11 protein-coding genes and 1 pseudogene are annotated in these 15,422 nt (G+C 36.8%); 6 read left to right on the forward strand and 6 right to left on the reverse strand.

Annotated features, from left to right (window positions below; genetic code table 11):
* Positions 1 to 211: 211 nt before the first annotated feature.
* Together G7050_RS10995 and G7050_RS11000 are read left to right on the forward strand one after the other, a co-directional pair.
* On the forward strand, positions 212 to 1,276 hold the full coding sequence (locus G7050_RS10995; protein WP_166115249.1) for a type III polyketide synthase: 1,065 nt from the start codon (positions 212 to 214) through the stop codon (positions 1,274 to 1,276).
* A 1-nt stretch (position 1,277) separates the two neighbouring features.
* Positions 1,278 to 1,769, forward strand: coding sequence for an isoprenylcysteine carboxyl methyltransferase family protein (locus tag G7050_RS11000; RefSeq protein WP_166115252.1), 492 nt, complete (start codon positions 1,278 to 1,280; stop codon positions 1,767 to 1,769).
* Between the two features lie 51 nt (positions 1,770 to 1,820).
* Here G7050_RS11000 and G7050_RS11005 read toward each other — a convergent pair whose 3' ends face one another.
* On the reverse strand, positions 1,821 to 2,549 hold the full coding sequence (locus tag G7050_RS11005; RefSeq protein WP_370521969.1) for an ion channel: 729 nt from the start codon (positions 2,547 to 2,549) through the stop codon (positions 1,821 to 1,823).
* A 171-nt stretch (positions 2,550 to 2,720) separates the two neighbouring features.
* On the opposite strand from G7050_RS11005, the gene G7050_RS11010 reads away from it, so the two are divergent.
* Together G7050_RS11010 and G7050_RS11015 are read left to right on the forward strand one after the other, a co-directional pair.
* Positions 2,721 to 3,254, forward strand: a complete 534-nt coding sequence (locus G7050_RS11010) for a DUF4251 domain-containing protein (protein ID WP_166115258.1) — start codon at positions 2,721 to 2,723, stop codon at positions 3,252 to 3,254.
* 180 nt (positions 3,255 to 3,434) lie between these two features.
* Positions 3,435 to 4,382, forward strand: a complete 948-nt coding sequence (locus G7050_RS11015) for a 3-oxoacyl-ACP synthase III family protein (protein WP_166115261.1) — start codon at positions 3,435 to 3,437, stop codon at positions 4,380 to 4,382.
* A 98-nt stretch (positions 4,383 to 4,480) separates the two neighbouring features.
* Here G7050_RS11015 and G7050_RS11020 read toward each other — a convergent pair whose 3' ends face one another.
* From G7050_RS11020 to G7050_RS11040, 5 genes and pseudogenes are all read right to left on the reverse strand, one after another.
* Positions 4,481 to 6,136, reverse strand: a complete 1,656-nt coding sequence (locus tag G7050_RS11020) for a DUF6377 domain-containing protein (protein ID WP_166115264.1) — start codon at positions 6,134 to 6,136, stop codon at positions 4,481 to 4,483.
* Positions 6,137 to 6,382: 246 nt separating this feature from the next.
* Positions 6,383 to 7,330 (reverse strand): ROK family protein, encoded by a 948-nt coding sequence (locus G7050_RS11025; RefSeq protein ID WP_166115267.1) that lies wholly within the window; start codon positions 7,328 to 7,330, stop codon positions 6,383 to 6,385.
* A gap of 232 nt (positions 7,331 to 7,562) precedes the next feature.
* A complete protein-coding gene (locus G7050_RS11030) occupies positions 7,563 to 8,768 on the reverse strand; it encodes a BamA/TamA family outer membrane protein (RefSeq protein ID WP_221412800.1) in 1,206 nt (401 codons plus the stop codon).
* A 94-nt stretch (positions 8,769 to 8,862) separates the two neighbouring features.
* Positions 8,863 to 11,036, reverse strand: a pseudogene (feoB, locus tag G7050_RS11035) (ferrous iron transport protein B).
* The gene (locus G7050_RS11040; protein WP_221412801.1) at positions 11,020 to 11,298 is read right to left on the reverse strand and encodes a FeoA family protein; all 279 of its coding nucleotides are present in this window, start codon (positions 11,296 to 11,298) and stop codon (positions 11,020 to 11,022) included. The pseudogene feoB and the gene G7050_RS11040 overlap by 17 nt, the downstream one beginning before the upstream one ends.
* A 119-nt stretch (positions 11,299 to 11,417) precedes the next feature.
* On the opposite strand from G7050_RS11040, the gene G7050_RS11045 reads away from it, so the two are divergent.
* Both G7050_RS11045 and G7050_RS11050 read left to right on the forward strand, forming a co-directional pair.
* A complete protein-coding gene (locus G7050_RS11045; RefSeq protein ID WP_166115269.1) occupies positions 11,418 to 12,071 on the forward strand; it encodes a metal-dependent transcriptional regulator in 654 nt (217 codons plus the stop codon).
* A 446-nt stretch (positions 12,072 to 12,517) separates the two neighbouring features.
* Positions 12,518 to 15,406, forward strand: a complete 2,889-nt coding sequence (locus tag G7050_RS11050; protein ID WP_166115271.1) for a sugar-binding domain-containing protein — start codon at positions 12,518 to 12,520, stop codon at positions 15,404 to 15,406.
* Positions 15,407 to 15,422: the final 16 nt, after the last annotated feature.

Below are 15,422 nucleotides of genomic sequence, written 5' to 3' on the forward strand. Positions count from 1 at the left end.
TTAATTTGAATTAAGTCTATCATAATCACAGACTAAATAAAATTGATTTTTTTAATTCAAAACGGTTGACAAAAATGAAGAAATTTGTCAACCGCTTTTATTTATATATAAGGTTTACAGAATGATAGTCCGAACTATTACTCCATACTAAGTGTTTAATGTGGAAGTGTAACAAAACACGCTCGTTTTATTGTCAGTAAATCATAAAATTATGCCTTCATTAGCAGCTATATCTAAGATAGAATTTCCATTCAAAACAGATCAACAAAGTGTAAAAGAATATGCAAAAGGATTATTTTCACCTTCTTTTCCTGAAGTGGTGAGAATGTTGAGCGCATTTGATAATACTGAAATAATTACACGTAATTTATGTAAATCACTTGATTATTACTCACAAGTTCACTCCTTTCAGGAACAAAATCTGGAATATATCCGGCTTTCTCTTGAATACTCCGTTCAGGCAATTGAGGATTGTATAGCTACCGCACAAATAAGTAAGGAGGATATAACCGATATTATTTTCGTTTCTACAACCGGTCTTGCTACACCAAGTATGGATGCTTTGATAATCAATAAAATGAAATTGAATCAGCATGTCAATCGTATGAGTATATTTGGTTTGGGATGTGGAGGAGGAGTTTCAGGCTACGCTAAAGCATGCACCTTGGCTAAGGCGAATGCAGATGCCGTAGTGTTGTTTGTGGCTGTTGAATTGTGTTCTCTCACTTTTTTGCGTGACGATTTTACCAAGAGTAATTTTATAGGCTCCAGTTTATTTTCGGATGGAATCGCAGCCTGTTTAATTGTCGGAGATAATTATGCAAATAAGGCTAAAAGCAAAATATCATTTCTTGCTAACGAAAGTAAACTGTATTTTGATTCGCTTGATATTATGGGATGGAATTTTACCGATAGTGGTTTTAAGGTTTTATTCTCTTCGGGTATCCCCAATATTATAGCTAATAATGTAAAGCATGATGTAAGTTCGTTTTTAGCTAAAAATAATCTGGAGATTTCAGATATAAAAAACTTTATATTTCATCCCGGAGGCAAAAAAGTACTCACCTCTTATGAAGAAGCATTAGGAGTAGAAGGCGATTTTTTGAAGACAACAAGAGAGGTCATGAATAATTACGGCAATATGTCGAGTGCTACTGTATTATATGTATTGGAAAGATTCTTTACTCACGATTTCGAAGACGGCTATGGTTTGATGATGTCGATGGGACCCGGTTTCTCGTGCGAAATGGTTTTACTTCAAATGACAAAACAATAATATGGCGTTTATCCTTTTTATCTCATTTGTGATTTTGTTGCGTATCGGAGAGTTAGTGCTTGCCCGTAGCAATGAACGGTGGTTGTTACAGCAGGGTGCGGTCGAATATGGGAAGGAACATTATCCTTTTATGGTTGCACTTCACGCTTCATTCTTCGTCTCGTTAATTATTGAATACTCTCTTACTCAAACAGTATATTTCAATGTTTATCTGTTTATTTTATTTTTGATACTGATTGCATTTAAGGCTTGGATTATTTCGTCTTTAGGTAAATTCTGGAATACGAAGATATATCGTGTATCCAATTTTCCGTTGATAAATAAAGGTCCTTACAGATATTTAAAACATCCCAATTATATAGTGGTAATTGCCGAGATAGCCATTATACCTCTTGTATTTCAGTTATATTACACTGCCATTATTTTTACTCTGCTTAATGCTGTGATGTTGGCTTTCAGAATTAAAGAAGAAAATAAAGCTTTGAGGCTTTGAGTATTTTCTCAATTATTTAGTGCATACTTGAAACTAATTCAATTATTAAGCTTAATTGTTTATTTGTTCAGTATGCTCTCTTTTTGATGATTTACGTTTTTTGTTCTTCATTTCCACTATGTTAGTTATATATACGGTGAAAATAGGAAACATCATCATCCCCAATGCTGCCAAAACAACAGACAATATCCTTCCAACTCCCGTTTGTGCATAAATATTGGAACCTACGGTTGTGACATTCATAAACGCCCACCATAAACAATCAGAATAATTTAAGACCTGAGGATTTACTTTATGTTCCAGTACAAAGAACATAAGGCTGGAAAAGTATACTATGGCTATTAGGATAGTAATATAAGAAACAAAGAGTCCGGATATCTTATTCTTTGTTAGCCAACTGACAACAGTAGCCAAAGCATAACCACCTCTTATTAACGGTATAAAGCGAATCAGGTAGTTTACTTCGGGTGAGAATGTGATCTGATAATGTTCTATTATACTGAGATAAGGAATGGATATTATGAGAAATATGAAATTTGTACTGATGAAATGCCACTTGCGGTCGGATAGAATTAATTCTAAAACGAAGTCAAACAGAAAGAATATACAAACCCACAGTTGTATTTTCATATATGAACCTTGTGTAAGGAACGATATATTATTAAATGTATCAACAGAAATACATATTATCAGAAAAACAGAAAGCAAAATAATGATAATATGTAGTATATCAAGAAATTTATCCTTTGTGAAAGCATATTTTGTAAGCATCGAATTTATTTATTTTAGAATTTCAGATTATTCTTTTACAACTAAACAATATAGAATGAATAGTTGTTTAATCAGACGACTATTGATGTATGCAAAATTATAATAATATTTAAACAAACTTTATTGTGACTTGATTTGTTTAGAATGTGAGAACTCAAAAATTGACATAAATTTAGAAATATGAAAAAAGCTTTATTTTTATTAGCATCAATCGTGTTGGTCTTATCAGGATGTAAGACTCAGGATCCTGCGGTTAAAGAGGCGAAAAATGCAGAGAAAGAATTCAAGTTTCAAAAAGCAGTAGAGGCTTTAAATAGTCATGAATTTGTGCTTGAAGCAGACCGTGTTACTTTTAAAAATGGGCGTTATAGCTATGTATCTCCCAGTACAAACTTTGTTTCTATGACTGGTGACAAAGCTACCATACAGTTGGCATTCAACTCACCATATGCCGGACCTAACGGGATGGGTGGTATTACAGTAGACGGAACAGCATCGAATATCAAGACAAAGACAGACAAAAAAGGAAATGTTACTTTCTCTATGAATGTATTTGGTACCGGAGTATCAGCAGTGGTAACTATTAATATGGTAGCCGGCAGTAATCAATGTACAGCAATAGTAACACCCAACTTTAATAGTCGGGTTATAACTTTTTCGGGTTATTTATATCCGAAATCCGAATCGGATGTGTTTAAAGGTAGGGCACTATAATCGATCGTGAATATGGCTTACAATACATGGTAGTCTGATTTTTTTTGAAAATATTTAAAAACTGACTTTTTGTTAAAATAAATATAAAAAACAAGATCAAATAATAACTTTATGATTAAATCGAACGCCAGATTTTGATTTTGTAAATATATTTATAGATTAAAATCAAACTATTCAATCATGTATATTAACGCTATAGGTTATTACGTTCCTGACCAACGAATTTCAAACGATCACTTTAAGGATATTAACGGACTCGATGCAAATTGGATATATCAACGAACCGGCATCCTGACCAGATCCAGAGCTACAGAAGAAGAAACTATGGATTATATGTGTACAGAGGCAGTGTTGAAGGCATTGCCTCTGTTACCATATAGTGAAACTGATATAGATCTTATTATATTTGCTTCATACACTTTGTCTGATACTATTGGTACAACAGCTCATGTTATTCAAAGGCAATTTGAAATGAGAAAGGCTAAAGTATTTCATATCTCATCAGCCTGTTCATCGGCAGTGAATGCGATGGAAATTATACAATCTTTTTTTAAGACTCATATAGCAACAAAGGCTTTGCTTATTTGTGCCGAACGGAATTCAAGTTATTCGGATGACAAAGATCCTATGTCGGGTCATTTATGGGGAGATGCAGCTACTGCATACTTTTTTTCATCAGAAAAATACTCGGATGATGAATTAAGAGTTGTGGATATAACAACGCAAGGGTTAGCCCATATTGGGCATGGACCTAAGGCCGTGACTCTTGATCTGACGAGTGGTGACCTACGAATGCCATATGGCAGAGACGTATTTATGCGAGCTTGTACTTATCTGGTGCAAAATACGAAAGATATTCTGGATAAAAACGGATATGTTATTAATGACCTCTCTTACTTTATAGGACATCAGGCCAATAAAAGAATAATATCGCATGTACTCAAGGAATTGGATATTTCAGAGGATAAAACAATGACTAATATTGAGGAGTTAGGCAATACGGGATCTACAAGTGCCCTTTTGGTTCTTGCTCAAAATTATGATAAGATCCGTGAAGATGATCTGATTTGCCTCTCCGTTTTTGGTGGTGGGTATTCAGCCGGAACATGTTTGTTGTTGAAAAATTGATAGAGAATCATTTCAATATAAGAACTATAATACAAAATTTGCGGAGATAGCCACCTCCGCAAATTTTGTATTATAGCCTTTAAAAGGAACCGGGTTGATTATTTTCGGAAAGTCCCGATCTTTTTTACTGTCCAGTCAAAATCTTCACGCGAAATTTTAGCTTTATTTTTTGTTTTAGCCCTGTAGTTATAGATTGTATTGACAGAATACCCTAGAAAATTGGCAATTTTACCACTGTCATCAATTCCTAATCTGATAAGTGCATATATTCTAAGTTCATTATTTAGAGTTTCTCCCTTTTTTAGACTGATTTGTTCTTCATCCATCAACAAAGAGTTGAATTTTTCCACAAAATCAGGAAACAGATGGGTAAACATAATATCAAAATTGCGGAACAGCTCTTTCAGTTCATCATCCTTCATATTATTATTCTTGGTCATTTTATAAAGGCTTTCGATCTGCTTTTCTTGTATTTTTTTATTTATAGTCTTTCTGAGAGCATCTAGTTTATCTATATATTTAGAACATTCGTCCAGAAAATATCCAATGTATTCTTCTTTAATCTGATTGGCCTCTACAACTTCCATATTCAGCTTGCGAAGTTCGTTGTTCATATTATGTAATTTCTGATTCAGAGTATTTAATTCGAGATTGGCTTCTTTTAACCGCTTTCCGATTATGATTCCCTTCTTCATCTGCTTATACACATAAAAAATAGATACAGTGAGCAAAACCAACAATATGCTTATCAATATCAGAAAAAGCCGTAATTTGTTATTCTGCTCTTCAGTTTTTTTTTGATATGCTTTTTCTATTATTGTTTGAATGCTTAGAATCTCCGAACTTCTGAAACGTGTATTGTAATCATTTATATTATCTAACGAGAAGCGGACATACTTGTATGCCCGATCGATATTTCCTTCCTGCATAAGCATGTTGGCCAGAATAGGTATAGATGCATTGTCTCTGATGGATGATTGAATATCCGAAATGGCGGATAATATCAAGTATTTTTTTTCCATAATCGTATCGTTGTTTTTGCGGTACAGTAAAGAGCGATTAAAAGTGACCAATGCATATTCAGGAGTTCCTATTACAGTCATGCTTAATCGTCTGTTATTTACAAGTAGTGCATCCGAAATGCGTCCATCGATTCTTAATTGGATTTCCTCTATCCTGAGATATGCCTCCGATGATTTATCGGCAATATTAGATAATGTATCCCTAAAGGCTTTTGCCATTTGTTGATATCGTGATTTATCCCTGTTATTATGAGAGTATAAGCCTAAACTATTGTAGATGATTCTTTGGGTTGAATAGTATTCTATCATTTGTGATTTATCCAGATAATCTCTATTTACACGGTCAATCATGTCTATAGCTTCTTTGTACATACCCAATATGGCAAAAAGATTCGCCATAGCTATAGAGGTATCGTTTATCTTGGTTTGATCTTTTAAGATAGCAGCTAAGTCAAGATTTTTATTCAGATAAGCAATTGCAGAATCGGATATATACGATTTATATTCTTTGTACAGAAGAGTATTTAATGCATAGGCATTGTTTATGGATAAATTAGTGCTGTTACTTTCCGTTTTTAATTCTTTAATTCTTATTTCTTTGAGTTCAATATAGATATCCTTTTTTTTTATCTTATTGTCTAATTCGATGAATAATGAATCCAGTTCATTATTAGCTTGGCAAGGATGAATAGTAAGGAGAAAGAGAATAAAAAAGAGCGAAAGATTTCTCATAGTGATAATAATTTTAAGGTCTTAAACCTATTTGTTACTTAGGTAAGTATAAATGCAACTATCGATTTATAGCTGAGATGGAGTTGTATTGTATACTTACGATTACTTAAGAGTCAAAAATAAAAGTTTGGCTAAAAATTAGAACTGTTCAAAAGATGATCTAGTTTTATTAAGTAGACGCCTGAGCTGCCTTCTTAATTAACATAGAGCTTATAGAATTAAGGTTATAGAACTAAAACAGGATGTTTATTTATTTATCGCTACAGCTGCTGCACCGATTAGTCCTGCATCCTGAGGAGTAAATCGGCTTAATACGATATTATGAGGATCTAAACGTAAATTTGCCTTACTCAGTATTTTGATAATCCTCTGGTATATGAAGTTATTTGCCATAATAGTTCCTCCTATAATAACCTTATCGGGATTGCTTATTCTGATTAAGTTCATGATTAAACCTGCTATTCCATTAACAGCATTATCAACCAGTTGTGTGCAAAGACTGTCACCTTGTTGGGATAGAAAGTAAATCTCTTTAATATCTACTTTAATCTTTTCGTCGTGCGGTATATAAAGATTAGTTGAGTAAGTATTGCTTAATAATCGTGCGGATTTATCAAAACCGGCTTCTCCGGCAATACATTCCACACAATTGTACCGCCCACAGTTGCATTTGATCCCAATATCTATTCCTACATCCATGTGTTTTACATCTTGTATCCCAAAATATGAACTGTGAGTTAACTGTGTATCTACAACAAATACAGCATCGATATCGGAACCAATATTTATGTAAACGAAATTATCCGGATGCTTTTCGTTTCCCCATAATCTTTCAGCCTTCGTTATGCTCTTTATATTGGTCTCTATGTAGCATGGTATACCATACACTCCATGTAAAGCTTTAGCTAAATGTATGGGACGGTTGCCTTTTGAATCATTTTGCAACCAGACTCCATCTCTATTATTTACATTTCCCACAAGGCTGATTCCCATTGCGATAGGTCTTGATTCTGTAGCCCACCCATCCGTTACTATATAGTCTTCGAGCGATCGTTTAATAACAGCAAGGGTTGTTGTCTGATTGATATAACCAATTCCGTATCTTTTGGAGTGAAGAATTTCCCCTTTTGCATTTACCTCTCCGATATGTAATTCTGATCTGCCTAAATCGATTGCCAGATAGGTCTCTTTCATGTTTATATTCTGATTTTCCTTTTATTCGAAGTTGTTTTAATCAAAAAGAATCCTGATATGCTCGGGATTCTGTATTTTAGTCAAATATACTTTGTTGCCGGAAACAAACCTCTACGTGAGGATAAAATAGTGAATTGTTAATCTGTTGCAGGTGTTTTAATTTGTTGATATCGAGTAGGTAGTAGCTGTGCTTGTTGTTGAATAAAGTGGGTAATATATCAGCCGTTTTTGTTTAGAATACTTCATTCAGGGAGATGAAAAGACCTTGTGAACCATTCGTAGCCCATCCATAATCTAGGTTGACATTCGAGCGGCTTTTCTTATTGATCATAACACGAAGCCCCAGTCCATAAGCCAGATTTATATTCTGAAAGAGATTGATATCCTCCGTGCGACTGCTTGCTGTAGTTGTGTTCGCAAAAATAACTCCGCCTAACAGATCGCTATTTCGCTGCAAGGGAAAACGATATTCGACTTCTGTATATACTAAATCTTCGCCTCTGAAACGCCCCGATGTATATGATCTTCCCGATCGGCTGAACATATCCCAACCGATGGCAGGCAAGTTCATGTAGGGCAAGTTGCCGCTTGTGACAAACCATCCGTAAGTCCATAACGCAATCATATGGCGTGGACGCTCTTCCGAAAGATTGAAGTAATCCCGATATTCTAACCACAGTGTACTCGAATTTTGTGTGCTTCCTATGAATTTGGGATTTATCCGCCAGCTGGCAAACGCATAGCGTCCCGAATAAGGGTTGGCTATATTATCCCTGCTGTCGTACATCAGGTTTAATGATATACCCGATACCGTATTGCCCGTTGTGCTGAAATTTTTAAGCGTATTGTATCTATAATGTTGTGTTATCTGTTGAGGTATTGTATCCAGATTGAGCAAGTGATCGTCTATATCATATATTACATCCAAGTGGTAGCCTAAGCCGTAGAAAAAGCGAGTGTCTTCGTACCTTCTCAATCCCGTCATGTATGCCCTTATCAGATCATATTCTATCATCTGATGTTTTTTGAGATAATGCCTTTCCGAGTATCCATAATCGTTATTTACTATCGGATGTATTGATCCGCTTCCCGTACCTAGTCCGTATGTTGGTTGAGAGGTCATCTGATACCTCAGGTCTGCCATAATGTTCCACTTGTCTCCCTCCAAGAAGGTATTCCCTCTGACGCTGAAAAGTAATTGCTGGTTAGTGGTATAAACCAGTGCACCTACAACGGACGACATGCTTGTATTTTGGCTATTCCCCATATGCCAGGTAAATCCGGGAGAAACACCATAGGCAAATCCAACCGTAGGATTTGTTGCAATAACGGGAAAGGGTATAATATTTACTTTCCTTCCTTCTTCCTGACTTTTGGCAGTGAAAGATATGCATATACATACCATTATCAGGTAAATAGTTATTAAGGCTTTTCTCATGAGGGCTTCTTGAACAGTGATTATCTTATTGAACCAATTTAGGGTTAAATAGTTCACTGTTTAAAGGACTGTATTTATAACAAGAAGCTGTCTATCAGAAGAGTTTCCAGATTTGAGCAACCAAAAAACAAACTACAAGACCCAATACTAGAGGAAGCAAAGAGGCAACTGCAGTCCATTTAGCACTTCGGGTTTCTTTGTAGATAGTATAAATAGTTGTACTGCACGGATTATGCAGTAAGCTGAACAACATGAGATTTACGGCTGTAAGTAATGTCCATCCTCCCGCATGTAGAATATTTGCAACTTCATTCTCCGAACCTTCGAAAAGCACGCCTGCCCCGTTGCCTATCCCCATACTGCTTAAGGTAAGGGTGGTGAGCATAAGTATGGTTGGTATTACAATTTCGTTGGCAGGAATAGCCACAATATAAGCCAGAAGAATAACCCCATTCAGTCCGAGTATCAGTCCGAAAGGAGACAACCCGTCTATCATCCAGATGGCAATACTCTGATCTCCAATGTTTATATTGCTGATCAGCCATATAATAGCTCCTGCAGGTGCTGCAAATACTACCGCACGCCCTAAGACTATCAATGTCCGGTCGATTAAAGAAGTGTAAATGGTTTGCCATATGCGTGGTGGACGATAGGGAGGAAGCTCCAGAATAAAGAATGAAGCCTCGCCTTTAAGCATGGTTTTGGATAAAAACCAAGAGACGGCAAAAGTAAATCCAATTCCTAATACCGCTATTCCAATAACCGATCCTGTGGATACTATCTGAGAAAGTCCTGTTGGAACAACTGCCCCGATAAATATAGTAGCAATCAGAATTTGTGTAGGCCATCGTCCGTTACATAGCGAAAAGTTATTGGTAATGATGGCAATGAGTCTTTCTCTGGGACTGTCTATAATACGTGTAGCTACTACTCCGGCAGCATTGCAACCAAAACCCATACTCATGGTGAGAGCTTGTTTTCCGTGTGCACCTGCTTTACGGAATAGATTATCGAGATTGAAAGCTATACGTGGTAAATAGCCAAAATCTTCCATTAATGTAAACAAAGGGAAAAATATTGCCATCGGGGGAAGCATCACAGCTACTACCCAAGCTGTGGCAAGATACACGCCATCAATCAATAATCCGCTTATCCACCAAGGAATACTAAGGCTGTCTGCTCCTGTTTTCAGGAACGGATAAATAGTATCCAAAAATAGGGACGATAATAATTGAGACGGATAATTCGCCCCGATTATGGTTAGCCAAAGCACAAACCCAAGTAGGAGCAACATGATAGGAAATCCCCAGATCCGGCTCGTCACTATATTATCTATAGCCCGGTCAACTCGAAATGAGCGGTGTTGGTCATCCGATTTAACTGAGCTTTTTACTATTTTTGCTGCGTCTGCATAGAAACTTTCGGTCAGATTATCGTGGTAGTTGTCACCAACATCCTTTCGTAATTCTTCCGCCAGTTTCAATAAATTATCAAGTGTCTGTTTATCTTCTTTCATTCCTGAAATCTCCCTTCTTTAAGAGCCTTAACTATACTTTCGTCACCTTCCAATAGGCGCATGGCTATCCATCGGCTGTTGGGTAGATGAGGATATAGTTTAATTAGCTCCTCATTTAATCTCTCAATGGCAGTATTGGTTTTTCTTGGTATATCCTGAAAGTGATGAGGTCTGGTTTTGATCTCACCTATAGCCAAATCATGTACTGTGTGTAGTAATTCTGTTATACCTTCGTTTGATCTCGCACTGGTGGTAACAACAGGTATTCCCAGATCTCGGGCAAGCGTTCTGTCGTCTATTTCTATATGGTGCCTTTTGGCTTCATCCATTAGGTTGACACACAAGACTACCTTATCGGTAATCTCCAGAATCTGTAAAGCCAGATTTAAGTTTCGCTCCAGTCTGCTGGCATCAACTACCACGATAGTGACATCGGGTTTACCAAACAGAATGTAATCTCGGGCAACCTCTTCGTCTTCGGAGGTTGATAATAAGGAATAAGTTCCCGGAAGGTCAACCAATTTGAATTTCTTATCTAAGAACGAAAAACTACCTTGAGCCGTAGTAACCGTTTTTCCCGGCCAGTTGCCCGTATGTTGGCGAAGTCCCGTAAGCGTATTGAATACCGTGCTTTTTCCCGTATTCGGATTTCCGGCAAGAGCTATCGTATAATCAAACGTGTCGGTTTTCTCTCCCATCTTTTTCAGATCGGAGTTTGTATTGTATTTGCATGTATTACAAGCGCTTGTCATTGTCAGTTAGTTTCTTTATTAATATACATTGTGCTTGCTCGTTTCGTAAGGCAATCAGTGTATTACGTAAACTATAAGCTACAGGATTACTTAATGGGCTGATGTTCTGAACGGTAATGATTGTTCCTCTCACAAAACCAAGATCGAGCAGGCGTCTTCTTATTTCACCTTTGCAGCTTTCTTCTATACCAACTATCTTTGCTTTCTCCCCGTAGATGAGTTCCGATAGTCTGGTTTCTATTTGTAAAGCTTCATTTCCCATTGTTCTCCTTCTTTATTTATAATGATTAGAATTGTAAAATTATAAAGTTAGATTAATAAAACAAATTTATTTGGCTCTTATTTTAATGTTGTTCGCTTTTTATATATATTTGTATCACAATGTCTCCAACCGAAGAAAATTATCTGAAGAATTTGTTTTATCTGGAAAATAAACTGGGTGAAGCTACTGTAAATGAGTTAAGCAAGTCATTAGATATCAAGATGTCTACAGTAAATAGCATGATGAAGAAGTTTGCTGAAAAAGGCTTGATTCATTACGAAAGCTATAAACCCTTGAAGTTAACTGAACTGGGGAGACAACAAGCTGCACTTATACTTCGCAAACACCGTCTGACCGAGATGTTTCTGTATGAACGTATGGGACTTGGCTGGGAAGAAGTTCATTCGATTGCTGAACAGATTGAACATATTGATTCGACTGTTTTTTTCGACAGGATGGACGAATTATTAAATCACCCGCATATAGATCCACACGGATCTCCTATTCCCGATAAAAAAGGAAATATACCGCAAATAGACTATCATAGATTAAGTGATTGCAAAATTGGTGAAACAGTTACCCTTTCGGCAGTTATAGATTCATCCGAAGATTTTCTCAACTTTCTGAGTAAACGCAGCTTAACATTGGGTGTGAAATTGACCATCGAATCTGTTGAAAATTTTGATGGAAGTATGACTGTTGACCATCAACAAAAAACATCGGAAGTTCTGAGTAAGTTTGTCTGTGACAGGCTGCTTGTCGTGAAATTGTAAACAAACATCATCTATATAAAGAATAAAACAGTCCGAAATCACTTCGGACTGTTTTGCTCTCATGATAAAGTGCATTCCCGTTATCGGGAAAAGTGTAATTGATTATTTTTCTACTTAACTAAAGAATAAAATTTATGGGTGTATTTTATAGTTGTAACAATCTATATTTGTTATACCTGCCAAAGCAATAAAAAGGTCTGCGGCCTTAAATAAAACTATTCAAACAAAAATAAGCTGTTTGATCTGGGTATACAATGTAAAATAATCCGGATAGATGTAATATTATCTCTTAGATGCTATTATGAGGTGGTGATATGTCTAATCCTATATTTAATATGTCAAAATCTATAGGTTTTTGAATGAATTTACATAGAAGGTTAGTGCTGTGATTAATATATTTGTGTTCTGCTTTTACCTGAATCTAAAAAATTAAACCGTATACTATTATGAGGCACTTGGCTTGTCCCCTTTTAAGAATTTGTTTCGTTAGTTTATTCCTTTTACTCGGCTTATCCATTTTTTCGCAGCAAAAGAAGATTGATTTGCAAGGAACGTGGCGTTTCGATATCGATGCACAGGATAAAGGACTTACCGAACGATGGTATTCCCGAATGCTGAGAGACGAAATAGTTCTGCCCGGTTCGATGACCGAGAACCGAAAAGGAGATGAAGTTACACTTCATACCGATTGGACAGCCAGTATTTATGATAGTTCTTTTTTCTTTAATCCAAGATTGGAAAAATACAGGAAACAGGATAATTTGAAACTTCCTTTCTGGTTAACTCCTCTTAAGTATTATGTTGGAGCAGCGTGGTATCAACGTGATGTAGTTATTCCAAATTCGTGGAAAGGAGAACGTATTATTTTGTTTTTGGAACGTCCTCATACCGAAACCATGCTTTGGATCAATGATAAAGAGGTCGGTATACGAAACTCGTTATCAGTACCCCATGTATTTGACGTAACGCCTTATCTTAAAATAGGTAAGAACACGATCAGTCTGCGGATTGATAACCGAACCAAAGAAATCAACGTAGGCAAAGACTCCCATAGTATAACCGACCAAACGCAAGGAAACTGGAATGGGGTAGTAGGTCGCTTAGAACTACAAGCCACACCTCAGACATATATCGAAGATATTCAGATCTTTCCCGATCTGAAAGCTAAGAAAGCAGTTGTTACTGTTTATATCGAAGGCAGCACTTCGGGCGAAATTTTACTTAAGGCAGAAAGTTTTAATGGAGACAAACGACATGTTGTAATACCTGTTAAGCAAAGTTTCAAACCTCAGGGAAAAGCTACTACTTTATCGATTGATCTACCAATGGGTGATGAGATGCAATTGTGGGATGAATTTAATCCTAATTTATATAGACTTACAGCGACCTTACAAACTAAAGCAGGCAAAGATGTACGACAAGTACAATTCGGGATGCGTGAGTTTACCATTCAAGATAAATATTTCTATATCAATGGTCGTAAAACCATGCTGAGGGGTACGGTCGAGAACTGTGTTTTTCCATTGACAGGTTATGCTCCCATGGATATAGAATCGTGGGAACGGGTATTTCGTATCTGCCGCCAATATGGTTTGAACCACATGCGGTTCCATTCGTTTTGTCCACCCGAAGCAGCTATGATAGCTGCCGATTTGGTTGGTTTCTATTTGCAACCCGAAGGACCTACATGGCCCAATCACGGATCGTCGTTAGGTAATGGCGAGCCAGTGGACAATTACTTGTGGGAAGAAGCCAAACGCATTGTTAAACAATATGGTAACTATCCATCTTTTGCCATGTTTGCCATTGGTAACGAACCTCGTGGACGTTGGGTAGCATGGGTAAGTAAATTTGTGGATTACTGGAAAGAAACCGATTCACGGCGAGTTTATACAGGTGCTTCTGTGGGGAATGGCTGGGCATGGCAACCCCGTAATCAGTTTCATGTAAAAGCAGGAGCAAGAGGTTTAACATGGTCAGACGAACGACCTGAATCTAATTCGGACTATCAGGCTCGTATTGATACCGTTAGACAGCCCTATGTATCGCACGAAACAGGACAGTGGTGTGTATTCCCCGATTTTACCGAGATTGACAGATATACAGGTGTGATGCGTGCCCGTAATTTCGAACTGTTCCGTCAAGATCTCAAAGACCGTAATATGGGCGATCTATCTGCTGCTTTTCTGAGAGCATCGGGCAAATTACAAGCTTTAGTCTATAAAAATGAAATAGAAAAAACATTGCGTACGTCTAACTATGCAGGATTTCAATTACTCAGTCTGAATGATTATTCGGGACAAGGAACTGCTCTAGTTGGTGTTCTAAATGCCTTCTGGGAAGATAAAGGATATATAAATAGTGAAGAGTTCCGTAAGTTTTGTGCACCAACGGTTTTACTTTCCCGTATGGATAAGTTTGTATTCGAAAATAACGAAACAGTGCAGGCTCGAATCGAAGTTTCGCATTTCGGAGAAAAGGAACTGAAACAAACTCCTGTTAATTGGACTATCAAAGATACTTATGGAAAAGTTATTCGAAAAGGACAGTTATCAGCCAAAGATATAGCTATAGGAAATTGTCAGAATTTAGGAACAATATCCTTTCCTTTAAATACCATTGATAAAGCTTCAAAGTTGAATCTCGAAGTGAATATTCCGTGTTCGGATATAACTAACAATTGGGATTTCTGGGTATATCCTGCCACTTTGCCGGAAGTGAATACTTCGGATATTTATATTACTCAAACAATAGATCCCAAAGCAAAAGATATTCTGAATAACGGAGGAAAAGTATTACTCTTATTGGCCGGAAAAGTAGAGCAGGGGAAAGATGTCGTACAATACATGACACCTGCTTTCTGGAATACATCGTGGTTTAAAATGCGTCCGCCACATACCGTTGGAACATTGATCCGAGATAATCACCCCATTTTTAAAAACTTCCCGACTGATTTTTATACAGGCTTGCAATGGTGGGAGCTGACAAATAAAGCTCAGACAATGGAAATGAATAGTTTTCCTGCTGACTTTCAACCTATCGTACAACCTATTGATACTTGGTTTATAAACCGTAAACTAGGTATGTTATTCGAGGCAAATGTGGGTAAAGGCAAGATCGTGGTTTGCAGTGCCGATATTCAATCCGATTTAGATAAACGCCCTGTAGCACGTCAACTCTATTATGCGATAACTAAATACATGACATCTGGATTTTTCTATCCTGAATCGGATTTAAACCTATCGGTTATAGAGGATTTTACGAAACTTGAAGGCGAGCGTATAAATACCCACACCCAAGATGCTCCCGATGAATTGAAAAATATAATACAATAATTGGTATCGTAGGGGC

The organism is Dysgonomonas sp. HDW5A (genome assembly GCF_011299555.1).
Taxonomy (GTDB): Bacteria; Bacteroidota; Bacteroidia; order Bacteroidales; family Dysgonomonadaceae; genus Dysgonomonas_A.

Bases quoted from the DNA above. Each gene is read 5' to 3' on its own strand.
- G7050_RS11040 (WP_221412801.1), bottom strand. From the start codon at position 11,298: ATGGGAAATGAAGCTTTACAAATAGAAACCAGACTATCGGAACTCATC.
- G7050_RS11015 (WP_166115261.1), top strand. From the start codon at position 3,435: ATGTATATTAACGCTATAGGTTATTACGTTCCTGACCAACGAATTTCA.
- G7050_RS11010 (WP_166115258.1), top strand. From the start codon at position 2,721: ATGAAAAAAGCTTTATTTTTATTAGCATCAATCGTGTTGGTCTTATCA.
- G7050_RS11000 (WP_166115252.1), top strand. From the start codon at position 1,278: ATGGCGTTTATCCTTTTTATCTCATTTGTGATTTTGTTGCGTATCGGA.
- G7050_RS11020 (WP_166115264.1), bottom strand. From the start codon at position 6,136: ATGAGAAATCTTTCGCTCTTTTTTATTCTCTTTCTCCTTACTATTCAT.
- G7050_RS11050 (WP_166115271.1), top strand. From the start codon at position 12,518: ATGAGGCACTTGGCTTGTCCCCTTTTAAGAATTTGTTTCGTTAGTTTA.
- G7050_RS11045 (WP_166115269.1), top strand. From the start codon at position 11,418: ATGTCTCCAACCGAAGAAAATTATCTGAAGAATTTGTTTTATCTGGAA.
- G7050_RS11030 (WP_221412800.1), bottom strand. From the start codon at position 8,768: ATGAGAAAAGCCTTAATAACTATTTACCTGATAATGGTATGTATATGC.
- G7050_RS10995 (WP_166115249.1), top strand. From the start codon at position 212: ATGCCTTCATTAGCAGCTATATCTAAGATAGAATTTCCATTCAAAACA.
- G7050_RS11025 (WP_166115267.1), bottom strand. From the start codon at position 7,330: ATGAAAGAGACCTATCTGGCAATCGATTTAGGCAGATCAGAATTACAT.